The organism is Amycolatopsis sp. CFH S0740 (genome assembly GCF_004522315.1).
Taxonomy (GTDB): Bacteria; Actinomycetota; Actinomycetes; order Mycobacteriales; family Pseudonocardiaceae; genus Amycolatopsis; species Amycolatopsis nivea.
The window spans coordinates 47,633-72,482 of the sequence record NZ_SDLS01000032.1 but is presented as its reverse complement, the minus strand read 5'-3'; the positions used below and the strand labels follow the sequence as shown (position 1 = coordinate 72,482).

Below are 24,850 nucleotides of genomic sequence, written 5' to 3'. Positions count from 1 at the left end.
ATGAAGAGAAGTCGCCGGGCCCGGCCGCGGCGTTACCGCACTCAAGAGCCCGCCGCTCTCCCGGTCACCGAGATCGTGGGAGCGGGCCGCACCCTCCGTTTCCTACCGTGGCAGGGTGACTTCCACGACCCCCACCCCGCCCGATCCGCTGGCTCCTGCCCGGCTCGGGCCGGTGCAGTTGCGCAATCGCGTTGTCAAGGCGGCGACCTACGAGGGGCTCAGCCATCACGGCCGGGTCACCCGGGATCTGGTCGATTTCCACGTCGGCTACGCGAAGGGCGGCGTCGGGATGACGACGGTCGCCTACTGCGCGGTCGCCAAGGAAGGCCGCACCGACCGGCATCAGATTTACTGGACCGACGAATCCCTCCCTGGACTGCGCGTGCTCACCGACGCGGTGCACGCCGAGGGCGCGGCGGTCTCGGCGCAGATCGGGCACGGCGGGCCGGTCGCGAATCCGAAGGGGAACGGGCTGCCCGCGCTCGCGCCGAGCCGGTACTTCCACAAGACGACGCTCAGTTTCGCCCAGGAAATCGACCACGCGGGCATCGAACGCGTCAAACGCGCCCACGCCGACGCGGCCCTGCGCGCCATCGAGTGCGGCTTCGACGCCATCGAGGTCCACTTAGGACATAACTACCTGATCAGTTCCTTCCTGAGCCCGAAACTCAACCACCGCACCGACGAATACGGCGGTTCGCTGGAAAACCGCGCCCGGCTCGCGCGCGACACGATGCGTGCGGTGCGCGACGCCGTCGGCGACCGGATCGCGGTGATCGTGAAAATGAACATGGACGACGGTGCCCCCGGCGGCTTCTGGCTCGACGAGGCGATCCCGGTGACGCAGTGGCTCGAAGCCGACGGCACCTGCGACGCGCTCGAAATGACCGCCGGATCGTCGCTGCTCAACCCGATGTATCTGTTCAAAGGGGACGCGCCGGTTCGCGAGTTCGCGGCGGTGATGCCGCAGCCGCTGAAACTGGGCGTGCAGGCGGTCGGGAAGCATTTCATTCGCGAATATCCTTACCGGGACGCGTTTCTGCTCGAGGACGCTCGGCAGATCCGAGCCGCGGTGAAGCTGCCGATGGTGCTGCTCGGCGGGATCACCGACCGCGCGGCGATGGATTTGGCGATGCGGGAAGGGTTCCAGTACGTCGCGATGGGGCGGGCGTTGCTGCGCGAGCCGGATCTGGTGAACCGCATCGCGGCGGAGCCGGAGACGCCGTCGTTGTGCATCCACTGCAACAAGTGCATGCCGACGAACTTCACCGGGACGCGATGCGTGCTGGTGGACCGGACTACGACGCGGGGCGCGGACTGGGGACAGCCTGCGGGGTACGTGGGCTGAGCGGTTCGTGAGTGTTCATACCGGTTCTAACCGGTATGAACACTCACGAGGCACCGTTCGGGTTGCCGCCCGGCTGGTCGGCTGCGCGTGGGCCGGGCGGGGGTTGGCGGCTCGTGGGAGGGGCCGTGGTGGTGCGCGGGCTCGGCGAGTGTTGGTGGGCGGGCGGAGTCGCGATGCGGCCAAGACGGGGCCTGGCGGCGCGACGGCAGGGCCGACGCGGGGCGAGGGACGAATCCGTGGTGCGGTCAGGGCAGGGCTGTGGCGGGGTGAGGACGGCCTGTGACGGGGCGAAGGCGGGGCTGTGGCGGGGTGAGGACGGGCTGTGGGGGAGTGAAGACGGGGCTGTAGTGGGGGAGGACGGGCCGTGGTGAGGTGAAGGCGGGGCTGTGACGGGCCGAGGACGGGCAGCAGTGAGGCGAGGACGGGGCCGTGGGTGGCGTGAGCCGAAGGGAGCCGGACCGCCTCACCGCCTCACGTTTCCCGTGGAAAGTTCGTGAACCCCTTCCGGTTCGTCCGCAAATACCATCCCGACGCCGCGAGCGTCCCGCCGTCCACCGGGATCGTGTGGCCGGTTACGTAGGAAGCCGCGTCCGTCGTCAGGAACTCGATCACCTTCGCGTACTCGTCCACGTGCCCGAACCGGCCCAGCGGCACCCAGGTTTCGATCGCCGCCGGGTCGTTGTCGCGCAGCATTGCGGCGGCGGGAGTCTGCTGGCTGTCCGCGAGATCCGGCGCGATCGCGTTCACCCGCACGCCATGCCGCCCGACCTCGACGGCCAGGCTCTTCGTGAACGCTGAAACCCCGGCGTTGTAAGCGGAATACACCGCGTGCCCGGGGATGCCGCGAAACGCTTCCACCGTCGAATTGTTCACGATCACGCCGGAGCCCTGCGAGATCATGTGCGGCAGCACCTGGTGCGTGAGCTTGAAGACGTGCAGCAGGTTCAGTTCATGCAAGCGCGCCCACTGCTCCGGCGTGCTGTGCAGGAAATCCCGGGAAGCGGGGCGGAAATCGCCGACATTGTTGACCAGGACGTCGATCCGTCCGTCGCCCAGGCGCAGGGCCGCGGCGGTGACGGCCTCGACCACCTGGTCCGCCACGATGTCGCCGATGACCGTTTCGCACGCGCCGCCGGCTTCCTCGATCTCGGCGCGCGCGGCGGCAGCGGCGGGGGCGTCGATGTCGTTCAGCACGACCAGGTCCCCGCGCGCGGCGAGGCGGCGGCTGGTCGCCCCGCCGATCCCCAGCGCGCCCCCGGTGACGATGCTGACTCGCCGGATTGCTTCCTGTGGCATGGAAAACCTCCTCGTCCTCAACCTAGCATTTGTTTGGTAAGCTGAGCGCTCCCGGCGAGAAGGAGCAGCATGCCAGTCAGCTTCGACCTGACCGATCGCGTCGTCCTCGTCACCGGCGGAGCGCGCGGAGTCGGCGACGGCATCGTGGCGACGTTCCTCGAAGCGGGCGCCAAGGTCGAGATCTGCGGACGCACGGAGCCCGGGCAGCTGCGCGAGGCGGACGGCCGCAAGCCGCGGTTCACGCAGGTCGACGTTCGGGAGCCGGAGCAGGTCCGGCAGTGGCTGGAGGAGATCGGCGAGCGGCACGGACGGCTCGACGTCGTGGTCAACAACGCGGGCGGCGCGCCGTTCGCGCAGTTCGCCGAGGCGTCGCCGCGGTTTCACCGCAAGATCAACGAGCTCAACTTCCTGTCCGCGGCGTACGTCCTCCAGGCGGCGCATCCGATCCTGCGCGAGACGCCCGGGGCGTCGGCGGTGAACATCACGTCGATTTCGGCGCGGCGGCCCAGCCCGGGCACCGCGGTGTACGGCGCGGCGAAGGCGGCGCTGGAAAGTCTCACGACCAGCTTGGCGGTCGAGTGGGCTCCGCAGGTGCGGGTCAACGCGGTCAGCTGCGGATTGGTCGAGACGCCGGGTTCCGAGGACCACTACGGCGATCCGGCGCAGCGCGACGCGGTCGCCCGGACGATCCCGCGCGGACAGTTCGCGTCGCCGGCCGAGGTCGGCCAAGCCTGTTTGCTGCTCGCGTCGCCGCTCGCGAGCCATGTCAGCGGAGCGGTGCTCAATGTGGACGGAGGCGGCGAATGGCCCGCCTTCCTCCAGCACACCCCGAACGCCTGAGGAGGACCTCGCTGTGCCCGAAGCTGTGATCGTCTCCGCCGCCCGCTCGCCGATCGGGCGGGTGTACAAGGGCTCGCTCAAGGACCTGCGGCCGGACGACCTCGCCGCGCAGATGGTCGAAGCCGCGCTGGCCGCGGTCCCGGAGGCCGGCCGGATCGACGACCTGATGCTCGGCTGCGCGCAACCGGCCGGAGAACAGGCGTACAACCTCGGCCGGATGGTCGCGTTGCGACTCGGCCTCGACGCGGTGCCCGGCACGACTGTGCATCGCTATTGCGCGTCCTCGCTGCAGACCACGCGGATGGCGATGCACGCGATCCGCGCCGGCGAGGGCGACGTGTTCGTGTCGGCGGGCGTCGAGTGCGTTTCGCGGTTCTCCCAAGGGAAAGCCGACGGCATGCCGGACACGAAGAACCCGCTTTACGCCGACGCGATGGCTGTGACGGAGAAGCGGGCCGCCGGTGGTCTGCAATGGACAGACCCGCGGAAAGACGGTGCGCTGCCGGACGTCTACATCGCGATGGGCGAGACCGCGGAGAACGTCGCTGACCATTGTGGAGTGTCGCGGGAGGACCAAGACGCCTTCGCGGTGCGCAGCCAGAATCTCGCCGAGGCGGCGGGGGAGTTCTGGCAGAAGGACATCACGCCGGTGACCTTGCCGGACGGCACTGTGGTGTCCACAGACGACGGTCCGCGCGCGGGCGTGACGCTGGAGAAGGTATCTCAACTGAAGCCGGTGTTCCGTCCAGACGGGACGGTTACCGCGGCGAACTGCTGCCCGCTCAACGACGGAGCGGCCGCGCTCGTGGTGATGAGCGACGTCCGGGCGCGCGAGCTGGGGATCCAGCCGCTGGCGCGGATCGTCGCCACCGGGGTGTCGGCGTTGAGCCCGGAGATCATGGGGCTGGGTCCGGTCGAGGCGAGCCAGCAGGCGTTGGGCCGGGCCGGACTGTCCGTTGAGGACGTTGACCTGGTCGAGATGAACGAAGCCTTCGCCGCGCAGGTGCTGCCGTGCGTGGACCAGCTGGGCCTGGACCTCGACCGCGTCAACGTGCACGGCGGGGCGATCGCCCTGGGGCACCCGTTCGGCTCAACGGGCGCGCGGATGGCGACGACGCTGCTGCACGGCCTCCAGGCGAGGGACGCGACCTTCGGCCTGGAGACGATGTGCGCGGCGGGCGGCCAGGGCATGGCGATGGTGCTGGAGCGGCTCGCCTGATCGCGCGGGACGGTTCGGTGCCCGCCGAACCGTCCCGCCGCCAGGATGCGGTCATGGATTCCGTCGTGATCGACCCGCCGGTGCTCTACCCCGGCACGCCCGTCGTGCTGCTGTCCAGTGCGAATGCCGACGGGACGACCAACCTGGCCCCGATGTCGTCGGCCTGGGTGCTCGGCCGCACCGCCGTGCTCGGCTTCGGCAGCACCGGCCACACCTTCGCCAACCTGCGCGAGCGGCCGGACTGCGTGCTGAACTACCCGAGCGCCGAACTGTGGCCCGCCGTCGAACGCTTGGCCGGGCTGACCGGCGCTCCCGTGGTGCCGGAACACAAGGCAGGCCAGTTCCGGACCGAACGCGACAAATTCGGCGCCGCCCGCCTCACCCCGGTCCCCGCCGACCTCGTCGCGGTCGACCGGGCCGCGGAATGCCCGCTCCAGGTCGAATGCCGGGTGACGGCCGTGCGGCATCCCGGCGACCCTGGCCTCGGCATCGTCGAGGCCGAGGTGCTGCGGGTGCACGTCCATCCGGCGCTCGCGGAACCGGATCTCCGGCACATTCGCGTGGCGGCTTGGGAGCCGTTGTTTTACGTGTTTCGCCACTACGTCGGCCGGGGGCCGGAACTGGGGCGGACTTTCCGGGCCACTACGTCGGAGCCCGCTCCGCTGAGTTCCCGGTGAGCCGCGACCGTCAGGCCAGTTCCCGCTTCACGATCTTCCCGCTCGCGTTCCGCGGCAGCTCCGCGATCGCCACGAACTCGCGTGGCACCTTGAAGTTCGCCAGCCGTTCCCGGCAGTACTCGCGCAGCCCCTCCGCATCCAGCTCGACTCCCGCCCACAGCGTCACGTAAGCGCGCCCCACCGAGCCCATCCGGGCGTCGTCCACGCCGATCACCGCGGCTTCCACGACGTCCGGGTGGGTGCTCAGCACGTTTTCCACCTCGGCCGGGTACACGTTGAACCCGCCCACAGTGAACATGTCCTTGAGCCGTCCGGTGATCTTGACGCAGCCGTGTTCGTCCAGCTGTCCGACGTCGCCGGTGTGCAGCCAGCCGTCGGCGTCGATCGCCGCGGCGGTCGCGTCCGGGTCGTCGAAGTAGCCGAGCATCACGAACTCGCCGCGGATGAGGATTTCGCCGTCCGCGCCGACCGGCACGTCCCTGCCCTCGCTGTCGACCGCGCGGATCTCCAGGCCGGGTACCGCCGGGCCGGTCGTGTGGGCGACGTGGCGAGGGTCCTCGTTCGGCCTCGACTGGGTCGCCACCACGCATTCGGTGAGTCCGTACGCCTGCGCGACCTGCTCGAAACCGAGGATTTCCAGCATGTCCGAGAACAGGTTCTCCGGCACCGAAGCCGCGCCGGCGATCGCGAAGCGCAGGGACGACAGGTCGAATTCGGTGCGGCGCGGGTGGTTGATCAGCGTGGTGAAGATGGTCGGCGCACCGGGCAGCACTGAGATGCCAACTCGCTGGACTAGCTCCATCAACGCGACCGGGTCGAAGGTCAGCACCGGGTAGATGGTCGTGCCAGCGGTGATCGCCGCGACCACGCCGGCCTTGTAGCCGAAGGAGTGAAAGAACGGGTTCACGATCGCGTAGTTGTCGGCGGGAGTGAGCGACGCGCCCTTCGCCCAGACATCCGCGACGCCGATCGTCTGGGCGTGCGTGCTCATCACGCCCTTCGGGACGCCGGTGGTGCCCGAGGTATAGAGAATGTCCGCCACCGTCGAAGGCGTCACCACGGATTCGTCGACGGCAGGCACCGCCTCCGCCCTGGCGAGGAATTCCTTCCACGGCAACGCGACGCCGTCCGATCCGAGGTCGATCACGGTGTGCAGCTGCGGAAGTCCAGGCACCGCACCGGAGCCGCCCGAACGGGAAGCGGCTTCAGTGAGCATCCCGAGATAGTCGTTGCCGAGGAATCCGTTGCACAGCACCAGCACTGACGCACCGGACCGTTCCAGCACCACCCGGGCTTCCTCGCCGCGGTACCGGGTGTTGATCGGCACCAGCGCCGCGCCGAGGCACTGCGCGCCCAGGAACGTCAGGATGAACTCCACCCGGTTCGGCGACCACACCGCGACCCGGTCGCCGGACCGGACGCCGACCGCGGCCAGTGCGCGGGAAACCACCCGCACTCGCTCCCGCAATGCGGTCCAGGACAGCTGTGTCGTACCGTCGACCACAGCCGGGGCGCCGCCGTGGCGGCGGGCGGCTTCGTCGAGCAGGGCGGGCATCGTGCGAGGTGTCGACACGCGGGTCTCCTCACTGAACAAGTGCTTGTTCGGTAGCATAGGGGAAAGCAGCGGGCAGGAAGGGATCCATGCGATGACTCCGCGAACCGGCCGGGCCCCGGTCAAGAACGGCGGCACCCGGCGCGGCGAGCTGCTGGGCATCGCCGCTCAGCTCTTCGCGACCCGGGGCTATTCCCAGACCACCGTCCGCGACATCGCCGACGAGGCGGGCATTCTTTCCGGGAGCCTGTACCACCATTTCGCGTCCAAGGAGGACATGCTCCGCGAGATCCTCAAGGAGTTCATGGACGACCTGCTGGCCGCGTTCACCGAGATCGCCGGGAAGGACGGCACGCCGCGCGAGCAGTTCGACGCGCTGGTGTACACCGCCTTCGCGACGATTCACGAGCGGCCGTTCGCGGTGGCGCTCTACCAGAACGAATCGGCCGTCGTCGGCAGCCTCGCCGATTTCGAATTCGTCGGGAAGACGTCGCTGAAGATCGAAAAACTGTGGCTCGGCGTGCTCCAGGCGGGCCGCGAGACCGGCGAATTCCGCGCCGACCTCGAGGTGAGCCTCGTGTACCGGTTCATCCGGGACACCGTCTGGTCGTCGGTCCGCTGGTACAACCCGCGCGGAAAGCTCCGCCACGACGTCGTGGCGGAGCAGTACCTCGCGATGCTGTACGGCGGTCTGCTCGCCGGCTGAGCGGTTCAGGACCGGGACTCCTTGACCTCCCGGTCCCGGGCGTTCTTCGGGTCGAGCACGGTGCGGATCAGGTCCAGCTCGTGCTCGTCCGGCACCCGCGACACGCCCGCGCCGCTGAAGTCCAGCTCGAAACCGGTGTTCGCGCGCACCTCGTCTTCGGTGACGCCCGGGTGCAGCGAGCGCACCTTCAGCCGGCCGTCCTCGTCGTAGTCGAGCACCGCCAGGTCGGTCACCACGACGCCGAGGTCGTGGAACCGCAACGCCGTCGACGCGTGCGCGCGGGCCCGGTCGTTGCCGACCCCGGACACCACGTCCACCCGGTCCACGAACACCCGGCTCGAATGCCGGCTCACCCAGTAGTCGGTGCGGTGGTTGACCGTGTTCCCCGGCGCGCCGCGCATGCCGATGAGCTGGCGTTTCGGCTTCCGCCAGTCGCCGATCAGCGAGATGTTCTGGTTGCCGAACCGGTCGATCTGGCTCGCGCCCATCATCGAATGCCGCCGCCCGGTGTTGAGGATGTCGAAGATCCGCCCGAACGGGGCCCAGCCTTCGACGGTCCCGCCCGCCGCGGCGGTCTTGCCCAGCGGCGGCGGGTCGGCCATGAAGTGGCATTCGCCGTCGGACAACACCAGTTCGGGGGAATGGGTCAGCCGGGCCAGCCGCGCGCTGACCGCCGGGACCGTGCCGACCGCGTGGGCCAGCACCTCGCCGGAGCCGCGCCACGCGTCGGAGCACGCGGCGATGCAGACCTCGGCGCGGGTTGCGGGGGCACTCATGCGGACTCCTTCTCGGTCGCGCGGTGGAAGGCGCGCACTGCTTCGTGGTAGCTGGCCTCGTCGCCGGTCAGGAAGGTTTCGCGGAACTGCTTCCACGAGACCTCGTCCTGCGCCGACTGGGCGTAATGCCGCTGGAACGCCTCGTCGCGGCCGTAATCCGGGTCGCACGAGGTGAAGTGCGCGCCGTTGGGGGCTTCGATCACGCCGTTCACGAACATCCGGCTGATCAGCAGCGAAGTCGACCGCTCGGTGGCGGTGAGGTCCTCGGTGTCCACGATCTTCTCGACGCTCAGCAGCGTTTTGTCCGACGCCATCGCGAACAGGTCGTCGAAGTACGGGTCCGGGCCGAGGAACTGGCCGTTGCCGAGGGTGTCGCTGCGGTTGAGGTGCAGCAGCGACACGTCCGGGCGCACCGCGGGCACCGCGATGTAGACGTCGTCGTCATAGGGCGATGCGACCGTCTTCAGCTCCGGGTTCATCAGCAGCACGTCGCTCTCCAGCCCAGCCCGCGTCGGCAGGAATGACAGCCGGTTCGCGCCCGCCCGGAGCGCCGCGACGAACATGCCCTCGTCGTACTCGGTCGTCTCGACCCGGCCGCCCTCGCGCGCGGCGCGGAAATGCGGGTCGAGCGGGATCGTGTCGAGCGAGACGAACCCGTAGATCACCCGGCGCACCTTGCCCGCCGCGCACAGCAGCCCGACCTCGGGCCCGCCGAAGGTGACCAGCGTGAGGTCTTCGACGTCGCTGCGCAGCAGTTCGCGCACCATCGCCATCGGCTTGCGCCGCGACCCCCAGCCGCCGATCCCGACGGTCATCCCGGACCGGACGTACTCGGTGACGCCGTCCAGGGTCATGGACTTGCCGCCCATTCGTTCCTCCAGTGTGTTCGTCTAGCTCAGGCGGGCAGTTGGACCAGTTCGACGCGGACCCGGTCCGGATCGAGCACGTACACCGCGCGGCAGCCCGCCATCGGGTGGCTCGTGACGATCGGCTCCGAGATCGCGGCGACCCCGCGTCCGCGCAGCCGTTCCAGCGTCGCGTCCAGGTCGGCGACGGTGATCGCGACGTGCGCGGCGCCTGCTTGCCCGTGGTCCGGGTCGATCCGCTTCGGCGACCCGTTTTCGTACTGCAGCAGCTCGACCACCGTGTCGCCGTCGCCGGTCGACACGAAGCTCTGGCGCACGATCACTCCCGGGTATCCGGTGACCTCGTCGATCCGCGGACCGCTGCGCTCGAACGGTCCTTCGACGCTGCCGCGCAGCAGGTCGCGGTAGAACTCGGTCGACGCGGCGAGGTCGTGCACGGTGATTCCGACGTGGTGGATCATGCGTCGCTCCGGAGCCGGGCGCGGTGCTCGCGGGCGTCGCCGAAGAGCTGCGCCAGCGCGTGCGCCCGTTTGAAATACAGCTGGGCATCGTGTTCCCAGGTGATCGCGATCCCGCCGTGCAGCTGGACGGTTTCCGAGGCGACCGCGGTGAAAGCTTCGCTGCACCACGATTTCGCGTATGCCGCCTGCTGGACGACGTCGTCGCCGTTGCTGGCCGCGAATCCGGCCGCCCACGAGATCGAGCGCGCGGTTTCGACCTGCACCAGCATGTCCGCGACCCGGTGCTTCAACGCCTGGAACGAACCGAGCGGTCGGCCGAACTGTTCGCGTTCCTTGAGATGCGCGACGGTTCGGTCCAAACAGGACTGTGCACCGCCGACCTGCAGTGCGGTGCAAGCGATCGCGGCGATGGCGTGCAGCCGGGGGAGCGCTTCGGCGAAGTCGGCGGCGAGCAGGGTCGCCGGGGTGTCGCGGAACTCCACCTTGGCGAACCTGAGCGTCTGGTCCACCGCCGGGGTCGATTCAGGCGTCGCGGAGGCTTGGAACAGCGCGGGGCGTCCGTCTGCCATGGCAACCACGAGTAGGTGAGATGCCTGTGTGCCGTCCAGCACCAACGTCGCGGTGCCGTTCAGCACGCCCGAGGACGCGACCACGTCCGAGCCATCGGTCCGATGCCGTCCGGCGCGGTCCGCCCAGGCCAGCGCGACGACCTCGCCCGCCGCGATCCCGGGAAGCAGTTCCGGCGCGTCCGCGGCCAGCAATGCTTGTGCGGCAAGCACTCCCGAGCCCAGCAGCGGCGACGGGGTCAGGCTCGCGCCCAGTTCCTCCAGCACGACATGTGTCTCGAAGAGGCTGAACCCGGCCCCGCCGTACTCCTCGGGAATGGCCAGAGCCGCGACGCCGATCTGCTCGCACAACGCGGTCCACAATTCGGCGTCGTACCCGGACGGCGAGTCGATCGCCGCCCGCAGATCGGTCTTCGCGGCCCGCCGGGTGACCAGCCCGCGGACGGCGGCGGCGAGTTCCCGCTGCTCGTCGGTCAGCGCGAAGTGCATCAGCGGCCCCTCATCAGGCTCTCCAGCACCCGCGCGCGGTGCACGGCAGGCGTGCCCCAGCAGCCCACGAGCGCCCGGACCCGCAACAGCCACAGGCTCAGGTCGCACTCGAGCGTGTAGCCGATCGCGCCGTGCAACTGCAGTCCGGTGCGCGCGGCGAGCTGCGCCGCGTCCGACGTGGCGACCTTCGCGGCCGAGATCGCCCGGGCGCTGGGTTCGCGGGCCGCGCCGAGCACCAGCGGACGGGCGAAGTCGAGCGCCACGCGGACGTCGGCGGCGGCGTGCTTGAGTGCTTGGTACTCGCCGATCACGCGGCCGAACTGACGGCGCTGACCGAGGTAGGCGACGGTGTCGGCCAGCATCCGTTCGCCGCAGCCCAGCAGCTCCGCGGCGCAGGCGAGGCTGGCGAGATCGAGCGCCTGTGCGCGGGTTTCCGGGGAAAGCGGCTGAACGTCGGCACCGGCGGTCACCTCGAACAGATGCCGGGAGGGATCGACCGACTGCAGCGAGCGGCCGATTTCCGCCCGAGCCAGCGAATCGCCGACCACGAAGACGTCCGTCGCGACGTTGGCATCCAGCGCGTACGGAGTGTCCGGCGCGCTCGCGAAGGTCACCACCGCGTCGCCGGAAGCCAGCGCGGACAGCAGCGAAGCGTCGGTGAGCAGCGCGGGCGCGGCGGCGATCGACTCGATCACCGGACCCGGCACGCCGTGGTATCCGAGTCGTTCGAAAGCGACGACGAGATCGACCGGAGTCCCGCCGACGCCGCCGTGTTCCTCGGGCACGCCGAGCGCGGTCACGCCCAGTTCGGCGAGCTGTTTCCACAGCAGCAGCCCGGATTCCGGCCGGTCGGCCGCCCAGGACCGGTTGACGCCGGGGACGTCGGCCGCGCCCAGCAGGGCGTCCAGCGCTTCGGCGAACGCGCGCTGTTCGGCGGACAGCCGGAACTTCATGCTTGTGCCTTCCTGCGGTCGCCGCGGGGGAGGCCGAGCAGCCGTTCCGCGACGATGTTGCGCTGGATTTCGTTGGTGCCGGCGTAGATCGGGCCGCCGAGGGCGAACAGGTAGTCCTCCGTCCACCGTCCGCGCACCTCCTGGCCCGCGCCGAGCAGGTCCAGCGCGGTTTCCTGGATGCCGAGGTCGAGCCCGGTCCAGAAGAGCTTGTTGACGCTGCCCGCCGCGCCGACGTCGCCGCCGTGCTGCACGTGGTCGACGGTGTCCCAGGTGTAGAGCCGGTAGGCCTCGGCCTTGATCCACGCGTCGGCCACGCGGTCGCGCAGGTGCGGCGCTTCGGCTCCGCGCTCGGCCCAGAGGTCCAGCAGCCGGTCCGCCGCCGCGAGGAACCGGCCCGGCGACCGCAGCGACAGGCCGCGTTCGTTGCCGGCCGTGCTCATCGCGACGCGCCAGCCGTCGCCGACCCCGCCGAGGACGTCCTGATCAGGCACGAAGACGTCGTCGAAGAAGATCTCGGCGAACCCGCAGTCGCCGTCGAGCTGGGCGATCGGCCGGACGGTGACGCCGTCCGAATCGAGCGGGAACAGGAAGTAGGTGAGCCCGCGGTGCCGTTCGGCTTCCGGATCGGAGCGGAACAGGCCGAAACCCCAGTCCGCGAACGGGGCGCGGGAGCTCCAGATCTTCTGACCGCCCAGGACCCAGCCGCCGCGGTCGTCATCGCGGACGGCGGTGCTGCGGATCCCGGCGAGGTCACTGCCCGCCTCCGGCTCGGACCAGGCCTGCGCCCAGATCCGGGTGCCGTTCGCGGTGCGCGGAAGGTGCCGCCGGCGCTGGTCGTCGGTGCCGTGCTCGAAGATGATCGGGGCCAGCAGCGAGATGCCGTTCTGCGCGATCCGGGTCGGCGCGCCGCTGAGGTAGTACTCTTCCTCGAACAGCACCCATTCGGTCAACGTCGCATCGCGGCCGCCGTACTCGGCCGGCCAGGTGACCACGGACCACCGGCCCTCGGCGAGTTTCGCTTCCCACTCGCGGTGCGCGCGGGCGCCGTCCTCGGTGTCCATCGACGGCAGCGGGCCCGGGCTGTTCTCCGCCAGCCAGGAACGGGCTTCCGCGCGGAATTCCTCTTCCGCGGCGGTGAATTCCGGGCTCATGACTCTCCCGCGGCCTTCTTGTTGGCCTTCGCCATGGAACGCGCGTCGAGCCCGGCGAGCGAATCGGTGTCCAGCTCGGCGTTGTGCGCGTGCGCGGCGTGGTGCAGGCCGAACACCGAGTCTATTCCGGACCGCATGCCCATCAGGTCTTCGGCCTGGTTGACGGCCTTCTTCGTCAGTGCGAGCCCCAGTTGCGGCATCTGCGCGATGCGCTCGGCGATGGCGAACGTCGCCTCTTCCAGCTCGGCGCGCGGCACGACGTGGTTGACCATGCCGAGCGCCTGCGCACGGTCGGCCCCGAACCGGTCGCCGGTGTAGAGGAACTCCTTCGCCGCGCGCGGGTTCATCACCCACGGGTGCGCGAAGTACTCGACGCCCGGGATGCCCATCCGCACCACCGGATCGGAGAAGAACGCGTCGTCGGAGGCCACGATGAAGTCGCACGACCACGCGAGCATCAGGCCGCCCGCGATGCACGCGCCCTGCACCATCGCGATCACCGGCTTCGGGATCTCCCGCCACCGCCGGCACATGCCGAGGTAGACCTCCGACTCGCGGGCGAACCGGGAATCGACGCCCGCCCGGTCGGTGTGATCCCACCAGATGACCGCTTTGCGCTCGAAGCTCTGGTCGATGTCGCGGCCAGGGGTGCCGATGTCGTGCCCGGCGCAGAAGTGCTTGCCGTTGCCCGCCAGCACGATCGCCTTGACGTCCGGATCGTCCACCGCCTTGGTGAAGGCGGCGTCGAGCGCGTAGGTCATCTTCGAGTTCTGGGCGTTGCGGTACTGCGGCCGGTTCAGCGTGACGACCGCGACCGGACCGCGCACCTCGTACGTCACGACCTGCTCGTCGGTGCTTTCTTCGGTTCCGCTCAACGCGCATCACTCCTTCTCGGTTCGGCGGCGATGCTACCAAACAAGTGCTTGGTTTGGTAGCGTGGCGGGACCGGCACCGGCGGACCAGGAGGACGGGTGGATCTTCGCTACACCCCCGAGGACGAGCAGTTCCGCGCCGAGGTGCGCGAGTGGCTCGGCGACCACCTCGCGGGCGAGTTCGCCGCGCTGAAGGGCCTCGGCGGGTCCGGGCGCGAGCACGAAGCGCCGGAGGAACGGCAGGCGTGGAACCAGCATCTGGCGGCGCACGGCTGGACCTGCCTCGGCTGGCCGGTCCAGTACGGCGGGCGCGGGCTGAGCCTGCTGCAGCAGGTGATCTTCCACGAGGAGTACGCGCGGTCGAACGCGCCGGCGCGGGTCAACCACCTCGGCGAGGAACTGCTCGGGCCGACGTTGATCGCGCACGGCACGGACGAGCAGCGGCAGCGGTTCTTGCCGGGGATCGCCGGGGTCACCGAGCTGTGGTGCCAGGGCTATTCCGAGCCGGACGCCGGGTCTGATCTGGCCGGGGTGCGGACGCGGGCCCGGCTGAAGGGCGGCGAGTGGGTGATCGACGGGCAGAAGATCTGGACGTCGCTCGCTCAGCACGCGCAGTGGTGTTTCGCGGTGGTGCGGACCGAGCCGGGGTCTCGGCGGCACGCCGGGCTGTCGTACTTGCTGGTGCCGATGGACCAGCCCGGGGTCGAGGTCCGGCCGATCCGGCAGCTGACCGGGACCAGCGAGTTCAACGAGGTGTTCTTCGACGGGGCCCGGACCGAAGAGTCGCTGGTCGTCGGCGCGCCCGGGGACGGGTGGCGGGTCGCGATGGCGACGCTCGGGTTCGAGCGCGGGGTGTCGACGATCGGGCAGCAGGTCGGGTTCGCCCGGGAATTGGCTGGCGTTGTCGCTGCCGCGCGGGCGAACGGGCGTTATGACGATCCGGTGGTGCGGGATCGGCTGGCGCGGGCCGAGGTCGGCCTCGAGGTGCTGCGGGTGCACGCGTTGCGGACGTTGAGTGCGTACGAGGCTGGATCCCAGGGGCCGGAGGCTTCGGTGTCGAAGCTGTTGTGGGCTCGGTGGCATCGGGAGCTGGGCGAACTGGCGATGGAGGTCCGCGGGGGTTCCGCGTTGACTGCCGCCGGTGCTTACGAGCTTGATGCTCAGCAGACGCTTTTCTTGTTCAGCCGGGCCGACACCATTTACGGCGGTTCGGACGAAATCCAGCGCAATATCATTGCCGAGCGGGTGCTCGGCCTGCCTAGGGAGTCGCGACCGTGAGCGTTAAACCGGAACAGCCCGCGCCTGATTACGTGCCGGGGCACGGGTTGCTTGCCGAGCGCGTGGTCGTCGTGACTGCCGCGGCGGGCGCGGGCATCGGGGCGGCGGTTGCCCGGCGGTGCCTGGAGGAAGGCGCCCGGGCGGTCGTGATCGGCGATACCCATGAGCGGCGGCTCGCGGAGGCGGCTGCCAAGCTGGGTGCGGAGTTCGGCGCCGAGCAGGTCGCGTCGGTGGTGTGCGACGTGACCAAGGAGGAGCAGGTCGCCGCTTTGCTGGACGCGGCCGAGCCGTTCGGCGGGGTCGAGGTCATGGTGAACAACGCCGGTCTCGGCGGTACGGCTTCGATCACCGAGATGACGGACGAGCAGTGGTCGTTGGTGCTCGACGTGACGCTGACCGGGACTTTCCGGTGTATTCGGGCGGCTTCCCGGCGGATGATCGCTCGCGGTTGCCGCGGGGTGATCGTGAACAACGCGTCGGTGATCGGCTGGCGGGCGCAGGAGGGGCAGGCGCATTACGCGGCGGCCAAGGCCGGGGTGATGGCGTTGACACGGTCGGCGGCGATGGATCTGGCTTCGTCGGGGATCCGGGTCAACGCGGTGTCGCCCAGTCTCGCGATGCATCCGTTCCTGGAGAAGGTCACCACTGCTGAATTGCTGACCGAACTGAAGGGGCGCGAGGCGTTCGGGCGGGCTGCGGAACCTTGGGAAGTCGCCAATGTGATGGTGTTCCTCGCTAGTGCTTATTCGTCTTACCTCACCGGTGAAGTCGTCTCGGTGAGCAGTCAGCATCCCTGATTCTGGAGGATTCGTGCCTGAGGCATATGTGGTGGACGCGGTTCGCACTCCGGTCGGGCGGCGCGGCGGTTCGCTCGCGGAGATGCATTCCGCGGATTTGGGGGCGCAGGCGATCCGTGCGCTGGTGGAGCGGACCGGGATCGACCCTGGTGCGGTGGACGATGTCGTGTTCGGCTGTTGCGACACGATCGGGTCGCAGGCCGGAGATGTGGCTCGGACCGCGTGGCTGGTGGCGGGGCTGCCGGAGCATGTGCCTGGGGTGACTATCGATCGGCAGTGCGGATCCAGTCAGCAGGCGGTGCATTTCGCGGCGCAGGGGGTGATGTCGGGGACTGCGGATCTGATCGTTGCCGGGGGAGTGCAGAATATGTCTGCGATTCCGATTTCTTCGGCGATGGTGGTGGGGCAGCAGTTCGGGTTCAGCACGCCCTTTGCGGAGTCGCCTGGGTGGCAGGCCCGGTACGGGGACCAGGAAGTGTCGCAGTTCCGTTCGGCTCGGATGATCGCGGAGAAGTGGGGGCTTTCCCGGCGGTCGCTGGAGGAGTTCGCTCTGGAGAGCCATCGCCGGGCCTCGGCCGCTATCGATTCCGGTCGGTTCTCGCGGGAGATCGCGCCGGTCGGCGAGTTTTCGGTGGATGAAGGTCCTCGGCGGGATACGACGCTGGAGAAGATGGCCGGTCTCAAGCCGTTGGAGGAAGGCAGTCCGATTACGGCTGCGGTGGCGTCGCAGATCAGTGACGGGGCGGGGGCGTTGCTGATCGCTTCCGAGCGGGCGGTAGCGGAGCACGGGTTGACGCCGCGGGCTCGGGTGCATCACATCAGCGTGTACGGGGCGGATCCGGTGTGGATGTTGACCGCGCCGATTCCGGCTACTCAGCGGGCGTTGGAGAAGACCGGGATGTCGGTGGGGGACATCGATCTGTTCGAGTGCAATGAAGCTTTCGCGCCGGTGGTTTTGGCTTGGATGCAGGAGATCGGCGTGCCGCACGAGAAGGTCAACGTGAATGGCGGCGGGATCGCGCTGGGACACCCGATCGGGGCGACCGGGGCGCGGTTGATGACTACTTTGCTGCACGAGCTGGAGCGGAGTGGCGGGCGGTACGGCCTGCAGGTGATGTGCGAGGGCGGCGGGCAGGCGAACGTGACCGTGCTTGAGCGGTTGTGAGCCGGGTGTCGTGAGCGGCAAGGCCGGCGCTAACCGGGATTGCCGCTCACGAGCCACCGGTCCGCAGCGGTTTGGACGGCCTCTTCGTCCTCTTTCGCGTGCCCGCCGGAAGCTCCGGCCGCGCCGAGAACCACCCCGTCAGCGGTGATCAGGATGCCTCCGGCGAACGGAACGTAGTCGCCGCCGTGAAGATGCTGGATGCTGTCGACGATCGCGCCCGGCAGCTCGAGCTTGCCCGAGGGCCGCAGCGTCAGCAACGCGGTGCGCGCCTTCGCCACCGCGATCCGGCTGGTCATCGGCATCGCGCCGTCGGCCCGGCGCAGCGAGATCACCGACCCGCCCACGTCGAGGACCGCCACCGCCAGCGGCGGGAAGCCGCGTTCAGCCGCGACCTCGAGCGCGGACGCCACCAGCCGGTCGGCGTCCGCCAAGGTCAAGCCGGGCAGCCTGGGAGTCTCCGTCATGGCTCCGAACCTAAACCTGGAGCAGATCCGGGGACAAGACAGCCGGTTCCGATCTAGTCCGCCAGCGCAGCGGTGGCTTTCAACCGTTCCTGTGCGGTGTCGACGATTCGAGTCACCAGTTCCGCGCAGCTCGGCAGATCCTCGATCACTCCGACTACCTGCCCGGCCGCCAGCATCCCGGCCTTGGTATCGCCTTCGACCAAGCCTGCTTTGAGCAGCATGGGGGTGTTCGCGGCCAGCATCGTTTGCGTCCACGAGCGGTCGCTGCCGCGTTTCATGCGGAGGCCGTCGCTGATCAGGGAAGGCCAGGACTGTCCGCTCAGGCGTTTGAAATCCTTGGTACGGCGCAGAGTTCGCGCCATGCGTTGCACGAAGCCTTCCCTCGTGAGGCCCTCGATGAACGGGGTGCGCAACAGACGGTGCGGCATGCCGTCGGCCTTGGTGGTGACGACGGTGCCGTCCAGGCCGAAGCCCAGGTAGGTGCGTTTGATCTCGTCCGGCACTGCACTGTCGCTGGTTAGCAGAAATCGCGTGCCCATGCCGATTCCTGCTGCGCCGTAGGACAAAGCAGCGGCGAGTCCGCGGCCGTCGAAGAAGCCTCCGGCGGCGACTACTGGGATATCAACTGCGTCCAGTACGGATGGCAGCAGCAGGGTGGTGGCCGTAGGACCGGTGTGGCCGCCGCCTTCGCCGCCTTGCATCATCACCAGGTCGGCACCCCACGAGGCGACCTTTTCGGCATGCCGGGCGGCGCCGACGGTGGGCATGACGACCAGGCCGTGGTCCTTCAGCCGGGCGATCAGGTCTTTTTTGGGCGCCAGGGCGAAAGATGCCACCTTGACGCCGTGCTGTATCAGCAACTCGGCGCGTTCGGCGGCGTCGCCCGCGTCGGCGCGGAGGTTCACTCCGAAGGGCTTGTCCGTGCGTTGCTTGACTTCCTTGATGGCGTGGTCGAGCTCGTCGTAGGTCATCGTCGCGGAGGCGAGGATGCCCAGTGCGCCGGCGTTGGCTGTCGCGGAGACCAGGCGCGGGCCGGCTACCCAGCCCATGCCAGTTTGCACGATCGGGTGGGTCACGCCGGTGAGCTCGGTGAGCGGGGTGCGGAGAGGCACGGGTCTCCTCGAGAGGTCAGTCGTTCGTCGGGCGGCCGGTGGCGACGAAAGCGTCGCGGTGTTCGTCGGCGGCTCCGATGAGGTTGAGTTCGAAGGTGTAGCCCTGTTCGTAACGGTAGCTGCGGTTGACGTCGATCGGGTCGATGCCGTTCAGCGCGGCTTTCGCGGCCCGGATGACGCGCGGGTCCTTCGCGGCTACCTCGCCGGCCAGCGCGAGCGCGGCGTCGTGCAGGTCGGCGGCGGGCACGGTTTCCAATACCGAGCCGTGCTGGACCAGGTCTTTCGCCGCGATGGTGCGGCTCGTGAAGTACAGCGTGCGCATCAGGTGCTGGGGGACCAGGCGGGCGAGGTGCGTCGCCGCGCCCAGTGCGCCTCGGTCGACCTCGGGGACGCCGAAGTACGCGTCGTCGGCGGCGATGATCGTGTCGCAGTTGCCGACCAGTCCGACCCCGCCGCCGAGGCAGAAGCCGTTCACCGCGGCGACCACCGGGACGGCGCATTCGTAGATCGCCTTGAATGCCAGGTAACAGCCGCGGTTCGCGCCGACGAGGGCGTCGAATCCGGTGGTGCGCTGCATTTCCTTGATGTCGACGCCCGCGTTGAAGCCGCGTCCCTCGGCCCTGAGCAGGACGACGTGCACCGCCGGGTCCTCGCCCGCCTCCCGGACCGTTTCGGCGAGGCGGAACCATCCGGCGACCGGCAGGGCGTTCACCGGCGGGTAGTCCATGGTGACCACGAAGGTGCCGTTGTCGTGGAGCTGCGTGGAAATCGTCACGTGCGTTCCTAACCTAGCGATTGCTTGGTAGCCTAACACTTGCTTGGTTTACGGGGAACCGCCTCGCCTGCCGGCCGACGAAACGGAGATGATGTGAGCGGGATGTTGCAAGGCCGGGTCGCGATCGTGACCGGGGCGGGCCGCGGGCTCGGGCGCGAGCACGCGCTGGAGCTTGCCCGCCAGGGCGCGAGCGTCGTGGTGAACGACCTCGGCACGTCGGGCGCGGGCGAAGGCGCGTCCGACGGTCCGGCCGGCGAAGTGGTCGAGGCGATCCGCGCGCTGGGCGGCGAGGCAGTGGCCAACGGTGCCGACGTCGCGAACTTCACGGCGACGGAAGCGTTGGTGCAGCAGGCGGTCGACGCGTTCGGCGGGCTGGACATCGTGGTGAACAACGCGGGCTTCGTGCGCGACCGGATGATCGTGACCACCAGCGAGCAGGAGTGGGACGCGGTCGTCGCGGTGCACCTGAAGGGACACTTCGCGTTGATGCACCACGCCGCGGGTTACTGGCGCGCGGAGGCGAAAGCCGGGCGTACGCGGGCGGCGCGGATCATCAACACCACCTCCGGCGCGGGTCTGCAGGGCAGCGTCGGCCAGGGCAGCTACAGTGCCGCCAAGGCCGGGATCGCCGCGTTGACGCTGGTCGGGGCCGCGGAACTCGGCCGGTACGGCATTACGGTGAACGCGCTGGCCCCGGCCGCGCGCACCCGGATGACCGAGGGCCCGTTCGCGGCGCAGATGGCCGCGCCGGACGACGGGTTCGACGCGATGCACCCGGGCAACGTGTCGCCGATCGTCGCGTGGCTCGCCAGCGAGGAGGCCGCGGACGTCACCGGCCGCGTGATCGAGGTCGAGGGCGGGCGGATCTGCGTGGAGAACGGCTGGAGCCACGGTCCGTCCCGCGAGTTGGACCGTCGCTGGACCGCGGACGAGGTCGGCCCGGCCGTGCGCGAGCTGCTGAAGGAAGCGCCCGCGCCCGAACCGGTTTACGGGGCGCAGTGAACAGCCCCGCGGAGTGGAAGGGCCGGGTCCTCGGCGAACGCACCATCGCCTACACCGACCGCGACCCGATCCTCTACGCGCTCGCCATCGGCGCCCGGCCGGACGAACTCGACTTGGTGTTCGAGGACCGGTTGCGGGTGCTGTCGCCGTTCGCGCTGACGCTGGCCCAATGGGCCCCGGACGTCCTCGGCTCGGCCGGTGCGTTCGAGGTCGGCAACGCGGTGCACGGTTCGCAACGGCTCCAGGTCTTGAAGCCATTGCCGCCTGCGGGCGAGGTTTCCCTGCGGGCCCGGGTCCCGGAGGTGTGGGACAAAGGCAGTGCGGCGGTCTATGAAGTGGCCGTCGAATCGGACTACTTCGTCGCGACGTGGTCGTTGTTCTGCCCCGGCATCGGCGGGTTCGGCGGCGAACGCGGACCCGGTCGTCCGCCCGCCTTGGACAGTCCGGATTGGACCGCGCCACTGTCCACTGCGGACAATCAAGCCCTGCTCTACCGCTTGCTCGGGGACCGGCACCACATCCACGTCGACCCCGCGGCAGCGGCCGGAATCGGCCAGCCCCGGCCGATTCTGCACGGCTTGGCCACCCTCGGCGCGGGCGCGCTGGTCGCCGCCCGGCAGGTCGGCGCGCATCCGGCGGACCTGACGTTACTGGAAGGCCGGTTCGCCGCGCCGGTGTTCCCCGGCGAGGAATTGCAGGTCGAAGGCTGGTCCGACGGCGGGCTTCGGATCACGTCGGAACGCGGCCCGGTGGTCGACGGCGGACGGGTCCACTTCGGATAGAGGAATGCGCATGAAGGTCTTGGTCATCGGCGGCACCGGCATGATCGGCGCGAACACCGCCGTGCACTTGAGCGGTGCCGGGCATGCCGTCACGGTCGCCGGACGCCACGAACCCGACGCCGATTCGCTGGTGGCGGGCCTGCCGGTGCTGCTCGGCGACTACGCCCACGACGGTTTCGACGAGGCCGCGCTGGCTCCGTTCGACGCCGTCGTTTTCGCCGCCGGACAGGACATCCGGCACGTCACCGGCTGGGGCGACGAGGAGTTTTGGCGGACGTACCAAATCGACGGCGTCACCGCGATCGCGGCGCGCGCGAAACGGGCCGGTGTCGGACGTTTCGTCCAGATCGGTAGCTACTACCACCAGGTGCGGCCGGATCTCGCGGAAACGAACCCGTACGTCGACGCGCGCCGCCTCGCCGACGAAGGAGCGCGCGCCCTTGCCGGGGACGGGTTCGCGGTGTGCACGCTGAACCCGCCGTCGATCGTCGGCATGGCACCCGGCCGGTCGACGCGGCAGTTCGCGAAAATGCTGGCCTGGGCCGACGGCGAGCTGGCCGGGAAGGTGCCGGACTTCGCGCCGGTCGGCGGGACGAACTACCTGTCCGTGCGGAGCCTGGCCGAAGCGGTCGAGGGCGCGCTGCTGCGCGGGGAATCCGGTGCGGCGTACCTGGTGGGCGACGAAAACCTCAGCTTCCGGGACTACTTCCAGCTGATCTTCGACGTCTCCGGTTCGGGGCGGACCCTGGAGGAACGCGACGAGGAGCACCCGTTCCTGCCCGACCGGGTCCTGGTGCCCGGCCGCGGCGCGACGATCGCGTACGAACCGGACGCCCGCGAGACGGAACTGCTCGGCTACCGCCGCCTGGACGTCCGGCCGATGCTGGAGGAGATGACCGCCGCCGTGCGGTGACGTCGTGAGCGGCGTTGCCGGTTCTAACCGGCGTTGCCGCTCACGAGGGGCTGGTCGTCTCCGTGTCGTCGAGCCCCGCGATGTCGCTGGCCGCAAACGTTTTCCCCGGGTCGCGCTCCGCGAAGTACGGCGTGATCGTCCGCTCCAGCTCCGCCGGGTCGAACGCCCCCTGCCCGGACACGAACCGCTGCTCGACGGTCGGCGGGGCGAGCAGCGCGACCATGTCCCCGTACACGACGAACACCTGCCCGTTCACCGCATCCGCCGCCGGGGCTGCGAGGTACGCGACGAACGCCGCGACCCGCTCCGGCGCGAGGATGTCCAGCCCGCCCGCACTGCGCCCGGCGGCGAAGATCCCGTCGGTCATCGCCGTCCGGGCGCGCGGGCAGATCGCATTCGCGCGGACGCCGTAGCGGCTCAACCCGCGCGCGCAGGACAAGGTCAGCGCCGCGATCCCAGCCTTGGCCGCCGCGTAGTTCGGCTGCCCCGCGCCGCCGAGGAGGAAGGCCTCCGACGCCGTGTTGATCAGCCGTGCGTAGGTGGGCTCGCCAGTGGTCTTGCTGACCTGCCGCCAATGACGCGCCGCCGCGCGCGAGAGAGCCGCGTGCCCCTTGAGGTGGACGCGGATGACGTCGTCCCAGTCCTTTTCATTGAGGTTGAAGAGCATCGCGTCGCGGGTGATGCCTGCGTTGTTGACGACGATGTCGAGCGACCCGAAGTGCTCGGTCGCCGCGGTGACGAGGTCCTCGGCGTACTGCCAGCCACCGATGTCGCCCCGGACGGCCAACGCCCGCCCGCCACGCGCCTCGATCTCGGCGACGACCTCGTCCCCGGCCGCGCTCACATCGTTGACGACGACGTTCGCCCCCTGCGCGGCGAGCGCGAGCGCTTCGGCCCGGCCGAGCCCCGCTCCAGCCCCGGTGACGATGGCGGTGCGGCCGGACAAGCTGGTGCTGGGGTGGGACACAGGGCCTCCAATGCGGGGAAGGGATGACGTCATGGTGCCGAGGGGCGGGGAATCGGCGGGTGGCTGCTCCCGGTGAGTGGCATCGGAGGCGGGTAGTGGCGGGGTGGGGATGCCGACGTGGTGCCGAGGCGGGCGTCGGCGGGTGATCGCTCCCGGTGAGTGGCATCGGCGGCGGGCAGTGGCGGGGTGGGGATGCCGACGTGGTGCCGAGGCGGGCGTCGGCGGGTGATCGCTCCCGGTGAGTGGCATCGGCGGCGGGCAGTGGCGGGGTGGGGATGCCGACGTGGTGCCGAGGCGGGCGTCGGCGGGTGATCGCTCCCGGTGAGTGGCATCGGCGGCGGGCAGTGGCGGGGTGGGGATGCCGACGTGGTGCCGTGGGCGCGGGCTCGGCAGGTGATCGTTCCCGGTGAGTGGCATCGGCGGAGCGAGACGGGGGAGCCGCAGCGCAGGCTGGGCAGATCGTGTCCGCTGGCGAGTGGAGTGGCGCGGGCTCGAGCGGGCTGACGCGAGCCGGTCGGGCTTGGCTCGTTCAGGAGCGGGTGCTGACGGGTGGCGCACCCGGCCAGGCCACTCCCGCTCACCAGTACCTGTGCTTGTCCCGCTCACCGCTCCAGAGCTAACCTCCAACCAAACGCTTGCTCGATTCCCGGGGCCGGTCCCGCCTTCCGCGACAAGGAGATCCGGGCTTGAAAGACACCACGCCAGTCCTCGTCGACGCGGTGCGCACGCCGTTCGGCAAGCGCGACGGCTGGGTTTCCGCGCTGCACGCCGTCCAGTTGCTCAGTCGGGTCCAGTGCGGCGTTCTAGACCGCGCGGGGCTCGAGCCGGGTGCGGTGGACCAGGTGATCGGCGGTTGTGTCACGCCGCTGGGCGAGCAGTACGGCCACGTCGTCCGCACCGCCTGGCTGTACGCCGGGCTCCCGGCCGCGACCGGGGCCACCACGATCGACGCCCAGTGCAGCACCTCGATGCAGGCGTCCTTCCTGCTCACCGGCCAGATCGCGAACGGAACGGCCGACGCGGGCGTCGCGTGCGGCGTCGAGTTGATGTCCCGCGTGCCGCTCACCCCGAAGCAGGGGACCGGCGCGGGCACGCCGCGGCCCGCCGACTGGTCCCTGGAAACTCCCGACCAGTACACCGCCGCGGACCGCATCGCCCGGAAGCGCGGGCTGACCCGGGCGGACCTCGACGCGTTCGGCCTCCGCTCCCAGCACAACGCGCGAAAGGCTTGGGACGCTGGGCTTTTCGACCGCCAGGTACTCCCGCTGGAAGTGCCGGACGGTCAGCCGATCACGCGCGACCAGGGCCTCCGCGAAACCTCGGCGGAAGCGCTCGCCGGGCTCCGCGCCACCGTCCCCGACGGGCTGCACACCGCGGGCACCTCGTCCCAGGTCTCCGACGGCGCGAGTGCCGCGCTGTTCCTGTCCCGCAGCCGCGCCGAGGAACTTGGGCTTCGCCCGCGGGCGCGGCTTCTCGCGCAGTGCGTCATCGGCGGCGACCTCGAATACCTCCTGGACGGGCCGGTCGCCGCCGCGCAGAAGCTTCTCGACCGCACCGGTCTCACGATCGGCGACATCGATCTTTTCGAGGTCAACGAAGCATTCGCGGCCGTACCGCTGTCGTTCGCGCAGGTGCACGGCGTCCCCGAGGACAAGCTCAACGTGCTCGGCGGCGCGATCGCGCTCGGCCATCCGGCGGGAGCGACCGGCATCCGCCTGCTCGCGACGGCCGTCGAGGAACTCGAACGCCGCGACGCCAGCCTCGCGATGATCGCGATCTGCGCCGCGGCCGCCACCAGCTGCGTGCTCGTCGAACGGATCTGA

24 protein-coding genes and 1 pseudogene are annotated in these 24,850 nt (G+C 69.8%); 12 read left to right on the top strand and 13 right to left on the bottom strand.

Features of this window, described 5'->3' with window-relative positions:
* The first annotated feature begins 115 nt into the window (after nucleotides 1-115).
* Complete coding sequence (locus EIZ45_RS37485; RefSeq protein ID WP_134667758.1) at nucleotides 116-1,348, top strand: NADH:flavin oxidoreductase; 1,233 nt, start codon at nucleotides 116-118, stop codon at nucleotides 1,346-1,348.
* Between the two features lie 471 nt (nucleotides 1,349-1,819).
* On the opposite strand, the gene EIZ45_RS37480 is transcribed toward EIZ45_RS37485, so the two are convergent.
* Nucleotides 1,820-2,644, bottom strand: a complete 825-nt coding sequence (locus tag EIZ45_RS37480) for an SDR family NAD(P)-dependent oxidoreductase (protein ID WP_134667759.1) — start codon at nucleotides 2,642-2,644, stop codon at nucleotides 1,820-1,822.
* Nucleotides 2,645-2,713: 69 nt separating this feature from the next.
* On the opposite strand from EIZ45_RS37480, the gene EIZ45_RS37475 reads away from it, so the two are divergent.
* Genes EIZ45_RS37475 through EIZ45_RS37465 form a run of 3 tightly spaced genes read left to right on the top strand, consistent with a single transcriptional unit; the run spans nucleotide 2,714 to nucleotide 5,380 of the window.
* Entirely contained in the window at nucleotides 2,714-3,484 is a 771-nt protein-coding gene (locus EIZ45_RS37475; RefSeq protein WP_043835638.1) for an SDR family oxidoreductase, read from the top strand.
* A 13-nt stretch (nucleotides 3,485-3,497) separates the two neighbouring features.
* Complete coding sequence (locus EIZ45_RS37470; protein ID WP_134667760.1) at nucleotides 3,498-4,703, top strand: acetyl-CoA C-acetyltransferase; 1,206 nt, start codon at nucleotides 3,498-3,500, stop codon at nucleotides 4,701-4,703.
* A gap of 53 nt (nucleotides 4,704-4,756) precedes the next feature.
* Complete coding sequence (locus EIZ45_RS37465; RefSeq protein WP_051728900.1) at nucleotides 4,757-5,380, top strand: flavin reductase family protein; 624 nt, start codon at nucleotides 4,757-4,759, stop codon at nucleotides 5,378-5,380.
* Nucleotides 5,381-5,390: 10 nt separating this feature from the next.
* On the opposite strand, the gene EIZ45_RS37460 is transcribed toward EIZ45_RS37465, so the two are convergent.
* Entirely contained in the window at nucleotides 5,391-6,953 is a 1,563-nt protein-coding gene (locus tag EIZ45_RS37460) for an AMP-binding protein (RefSeq protein ID WP_337821022.1), read from the bottom strand.
* 73 nt (nucleotides 6,954-7,026) lie between these two features.
* Between EIZ45_RS37460 and EIZ45_RS37455 the strand changes: the two genes are divergently transcribed.
* The gene (locus EIZ45_RS37455) at nucleotides 7,027-7,638 is read left to right on the top strand and encodes a TetR/AcrR family transcriptional regulator (protein WP_081685000.1); all 612 of its coding nucleotides are present in this window, start codon (nucleotides 7,027-7,029) and stop codon (nucleotides 7,636-7,638) included.
* Nucleotides 7,639-7,643: 5 nt separating this feature from the next.
* On the opposite strand, the gene EIZ45_RS37450 is transcribed toward EIZ45_RS37455, so the two are convergent.
* From EIZ45_RS37450 to EIZ45_RS37420, 7 genes are read right to left on the bottom strand one after another with little or no spacing between them, the layout of a single operon-like run.
* On the bottom strand, nucleotides 7,644-8,414 hold the full coding sequence (locus EIZ45_RS37450; protein ID WP_134667761.1) for a CoA-transferase subunit beta: 771 nt from the start codon (nucleotides 8,412-8,414) through the stop codon (nucleotides 7,644-7,646).
* A complete protein-coding gene (locus EIZ45_RS37445; protein WP_134667762.1) occupies nucleotides 8,411-9,283 on the bottom strand; it encodes a CoA transferase subunit A in 873 nt (290 codons plus the stop codon). The genes EIZ45_RS37450 and EIZ45_RS37445 overlap by 4 nt, the downstream gene beginning before the upstream one ends.
* 26 nt (nucleotides 9,284-9,309) lie before the next feature.
* On the bottom strand, nucleotides 9,310-9,741 hold the full coding sequence (locus EIZ45_RS37440; RefSeq protein WP_134667763.1) for a VOC family protein: 432 nt from the start codon (nucleotides 9,739-9,741) through the stop codon (nucleotides 9,310-9,312).
* Entirely contained in the window at nucleotides 9,738-10,796 is a 1,059-nt protein-coding gene (locus EIZ45_RS37435) for an acyl-CoA dehydrogenase family protein (RefSeq protein ID WP_134667764.1), read from the bottom strand. The genes EIZ45_RS37440 and EIZ45_RS37435 overlap by 4 nt, the downstream gene beginning before the upstream one ends.
* Nucleotides 10,796-11,749, bottom strand: coding sequence for an acyl-CoA dehydrogenase family protein (locus EIZ45_RS37430; protein WP_134667765.1), 954 nt, complete (start codon nucleotides 11,747-11,749; stop codon nucleotides 10,796-10,798). Before EIZ45_RS37430 ends, EIZ45_RS37435 begins: the two co-directional genes overlap by 1 nt.
* The gene (locus EIZ45_RS37425; RefSeq protein WP_134667766.1) at nucleotides 11,746-12,900 is read right to left on the bottom strand and encodes an acyl-CoA dehydrogenase family protein; all 1,155 of its coding nucleotides are present in this window, start codon (nucleotides 12,898-12,900) and stop codon (nucleotides 11,746-11,748) included. The genes EIZ45_RS37430 and EIZ45_RS37425 overlap by 4 nt, the downstream gene beginning before the upstream one ends.
* Nucleotides 12,897-13,775: an enoyl-CoA hydratase gene (locus tag EIZ45_RS37420; protein WP_134667767.1), complete on the bottom strand. Its 879-nt coding sequence runs from the start codon at nucleotides 13,773-13,775 to the stop codon at nucleotides 12,897-12,899. Before EIZ45_RS37420 ends, EIZ45_RS37425 begins: the two co-directional genes overlap by 4 nt.
* A 96-nt stretch (nucleotides 13,776-13,871) precedes the next feature.
* Here EIZ45_RS37420 and EIZ45_RS37415 point away from each other — a divergent pair, with 96 nt between their 5' ends.
* The 3 genes from EIZ45_RS37415 to EIZ45_RS37405 are packed head-to-tail and all read left to right on the top strand — an operon-like array spanning nucleotide 13,872 to nucleotide 17,012.
* The gene (locus EIZ45_RS37415; RefSeq protein ID WP_134667768.1) at nucleotides 13,872-15,050 is read left to right on the top strand and encodes an acyl-CoA dehydrogenase family protein; all 1,179 of its coding nucleotides are present in this window, start codon (nucleotides 13,872-13,874) and stop codon (nucleotides 15,048-15,050) included.
* Nucleotides 15,047-15,847: an SDR family oxidoreductase gene (locus tag EIZ45_RS37410; RefSeq protein WP_043835617.1), complete on the top strand. Its 801-nt coding sequence runs from the start codon at nucleotides 15,047-15,049 to the stop codon at nucleotides 15,845-15,847. The genes EIZ45_RS37415 and EIZ45_RS37410 overlap by 4 nt, the downstream gene beginning before the upstream one ends.
* 13 nt (nucleotides 15,848-15,860) lie before the next feature.
* Entirely contained in the window at nucleotides 15,861-17,012 is a 1,152-nt protein-coding gene (locus tag EIZ45_RS37405) for an acetyl-CoA C-acetyltransferase (protein WP_134667769.1), read from the top strand.
* Between the two features lie 29 nt (nucleotides 17,013-17,041).
* Here EIZ45_RS37405 and EIZ45_RS37400 read toward each other — a convergent pair whose 3' ends face one another.
* The 3 genes and pseudogenes from EIZ45_RS37400 to EIZ45_RS37390 all read right to left on the bottom strand — a co-directional run bounded on the left by EIZ45_RS37400 (nucleotide 17,042) and on the right by EIZ45_RS37390 (nucleotide 19,363).
* Nucleotides 17,042-17,476: a heme-binding protein gene (locus tag EIZ45_RS37400; RefSeq protein WP_240690865.1), complete on the bottom strand. Its 435-nt coding sequence runs from the start codon at nucleotides 17,474-17,476 to the stop codon at nucleotides 17,042-17,044.
* 53 nt (nucleotides 17,477-17,529) lie between these two features.
* Nucleotides 17,530-18,609 (bottom strand): annotated as a pseudogene (locus EIZ45_RS37395) (NAD(P)H-dependent flavin oxidoreductase); the annotation flags it as partial.
* Nucleotides 18,605-19,363, bottom strand: coding sequence for an enoyl-CoA hydratase family protein (locus EIZ45_RS37390; protein WP_134667771.1), 759 nt, complete (start codon nucleotides 19,361-19,363; stop codon nucleotides 18,605-18,607). The pseudogene EIZ45_RS37395 and the gene EIZ45_RS37390, both read right to left, overlap by 5 nt.
* 93 nt (nucleotides 19,364-19,456) lie before the next feature.
* On the opposite strand from EIZ45_RS37390, the gene EIZ45_RS37385 reads away from it, so the two are divergent.
* From EIZ45_RS37385 to EIZ45_RS37375, 3 genes are read left to right on the top strand one after another with little or no spacing between them, the layout of a single operon-like run.
* A complete protein-coding gene (locus tag EIZ45_RS37385) occupies nucleotides 19,457-20,365 on the top strand; it encodes an SDR family oxidoreductase (protein ID WP_134667772.1) in 909 nt (302 codons plus the stop codon).
* On the top strand, nucleotides 20,362-21,147 hold the full coding sequence (locus tag EIZ45_RS37380; RefSeq protein WP_134667773.1) for a MaoC/PaaZ C-terminal domain-containing protein: 786 nt from the start codon (nucleotides 20,362-20,364) through the stop codon (nucleotides 21,145-21,147). The genes EIZ45_RS37385 and EIZ45_RS37380 overlap by 4 nt, the downstream gene beginning before the upstream one ends.
* Before the next feature lie 10 nt (nucleotides 21,148-21,157).
* The gene (locus EIZ45_RS37375) at nucleotides 21,158-22,060 is read left to right on the top strand and encodes an NAD(P)-dependent oxidoreductase (RefSeq protein ID WP_134667774.1); all 903 of its coding nucleotides are present in this window, start codon (nucleotides 21,158-21,160) and stop codon (nucleotides 22,058-22,060) included.
* Between the two features lie 40 nt (nucleotides 22,061-22,100).
* On the opposite strand, the gene EIZ45_RS37370 is transcribed toward EIZ45_RS37375, so the two are convergent.
* Nucleotides 22,101-23,027, bottom strand: a complete 927-nt coding sequence (locus EIZ45_RS37370) for a 3-oxoacyl-ACP reductase (protein ID WP_240690866.1) — start codon at nucleotides 23,025-23,027, stop codon at nucleotides 22,101-22,103.
* Nucleotides 23,028-23,713: 686 nt separating this feature from the next.
* On the opposite strand from EIZ45_RS37370, the gene EIZ45_RS37365 reads away from it, so the two are divergent.
* On the top strand, nucleotides 23,714-24,850 hold the full coding sequence (locus EIZ45_RS37365; protein ID WP_134667776.1) for a steroid 3-ketoacyl-CoA thiolase: 1,137 nt from the start codon (nucleotides 23,714-23,716) through the stop codon (nucleotides 24,848-24,850).

What these genes read in the sequence shown, in the direction of transcription:
- EIZ45_RS37465 (WP_051728900.1), top strand. Translation starts at nt 4,757, where the DNA reads ATGGATTCCGTCGTGATCGACCCGCCGGTGCTCTACCCCGGCACGCCC.
- EIZ45_RS37480 (WP_134667759.1), bottom strand. Translation starts at nt 2,644, where the DNA reads ATGCCACAGGAAGCAATCCGGCGAGTCAGCATCGTCACCGGGGGCGCG.
- EIZ45_RS37440 (WP_134667763.1), bottom strand. Translation starts at nt 9,741, where the DNA reads ATGATCCACCACGTCGGAATCACCGTGCACGACCTCGCCGCGTCGACC.
- EIZ45_RS37450 (WP_134667761.1), bottom strand. Translation starts at nt 8,414, where the DNA reads ATGAGTGCCCCCGCAACCCGCGCCGAGGTCTGCATCGCCGCGTGCTCC.
- EIZ45_RS37425 (WP_134667766.1), bottom strand. Translation starts at nt 12,900, where the DNA reads ATGAGCCCGGAATTCACCGCCGCGGAAGAGGAATTCCGCGCGGAAGCC.
- EIZ45_RS37430 (WP_134667765.1), bottom strand. Translation starts at nt 11,749, where the DNA reads ATGAAGTTCCGGCTGTCCGCCGAACAGCGCGCGTTCGCCGAAGCGCTG.
- EIZ45_RS37475 (WP_043835638.1), top strand. Translation starts at nt 2,714, where the DNA reads ATGCCAGTCAGCTTCGACCTGACCGATCGCGTCGTCCTCGTCACCGGC.
- EIZ45_RS37455 (WP_081685000.1), top strand. Translation starts at nt 7,027, where the DNA reads ATGACTCCGCGAACCGGCCGGGCCCCGGTCAAGAACGGCGGCACCCGG.
- EIZ45_RS37445 (WP_134667762.1), bottom strand. Translation starts at nt 9,283, where the DNA reads ATGGGCGGCAAGTCCATGACCCTGGACGGCGTCACCGAGTACGTCCGG.
- EIZ45_RS37435 (WP_134667764.1), bottom strand. Translation starts at nt 10,796, where the DNA reads ATGCACTTCGCGCTGACCGACGAGCAGCGGGAACTCGCCGCCGCCGTC.
- EIZ45_RS37400 (WP_240690865.1), bottom strand. Translation starts at nt 17,476, where the DNA reads ATGACGGAGACTCCCAGGCTGCCCGGCTTGACCTTGGCGGACGCCGAC.
- EIZ45_RS37375 (WP_134667774.1), top strand. Translation starts at nt 21,158, where the DNA reads ATGAAGGTCTTGGTCATCGGCGGCACCGGCATGATCGGCGCGAACACC.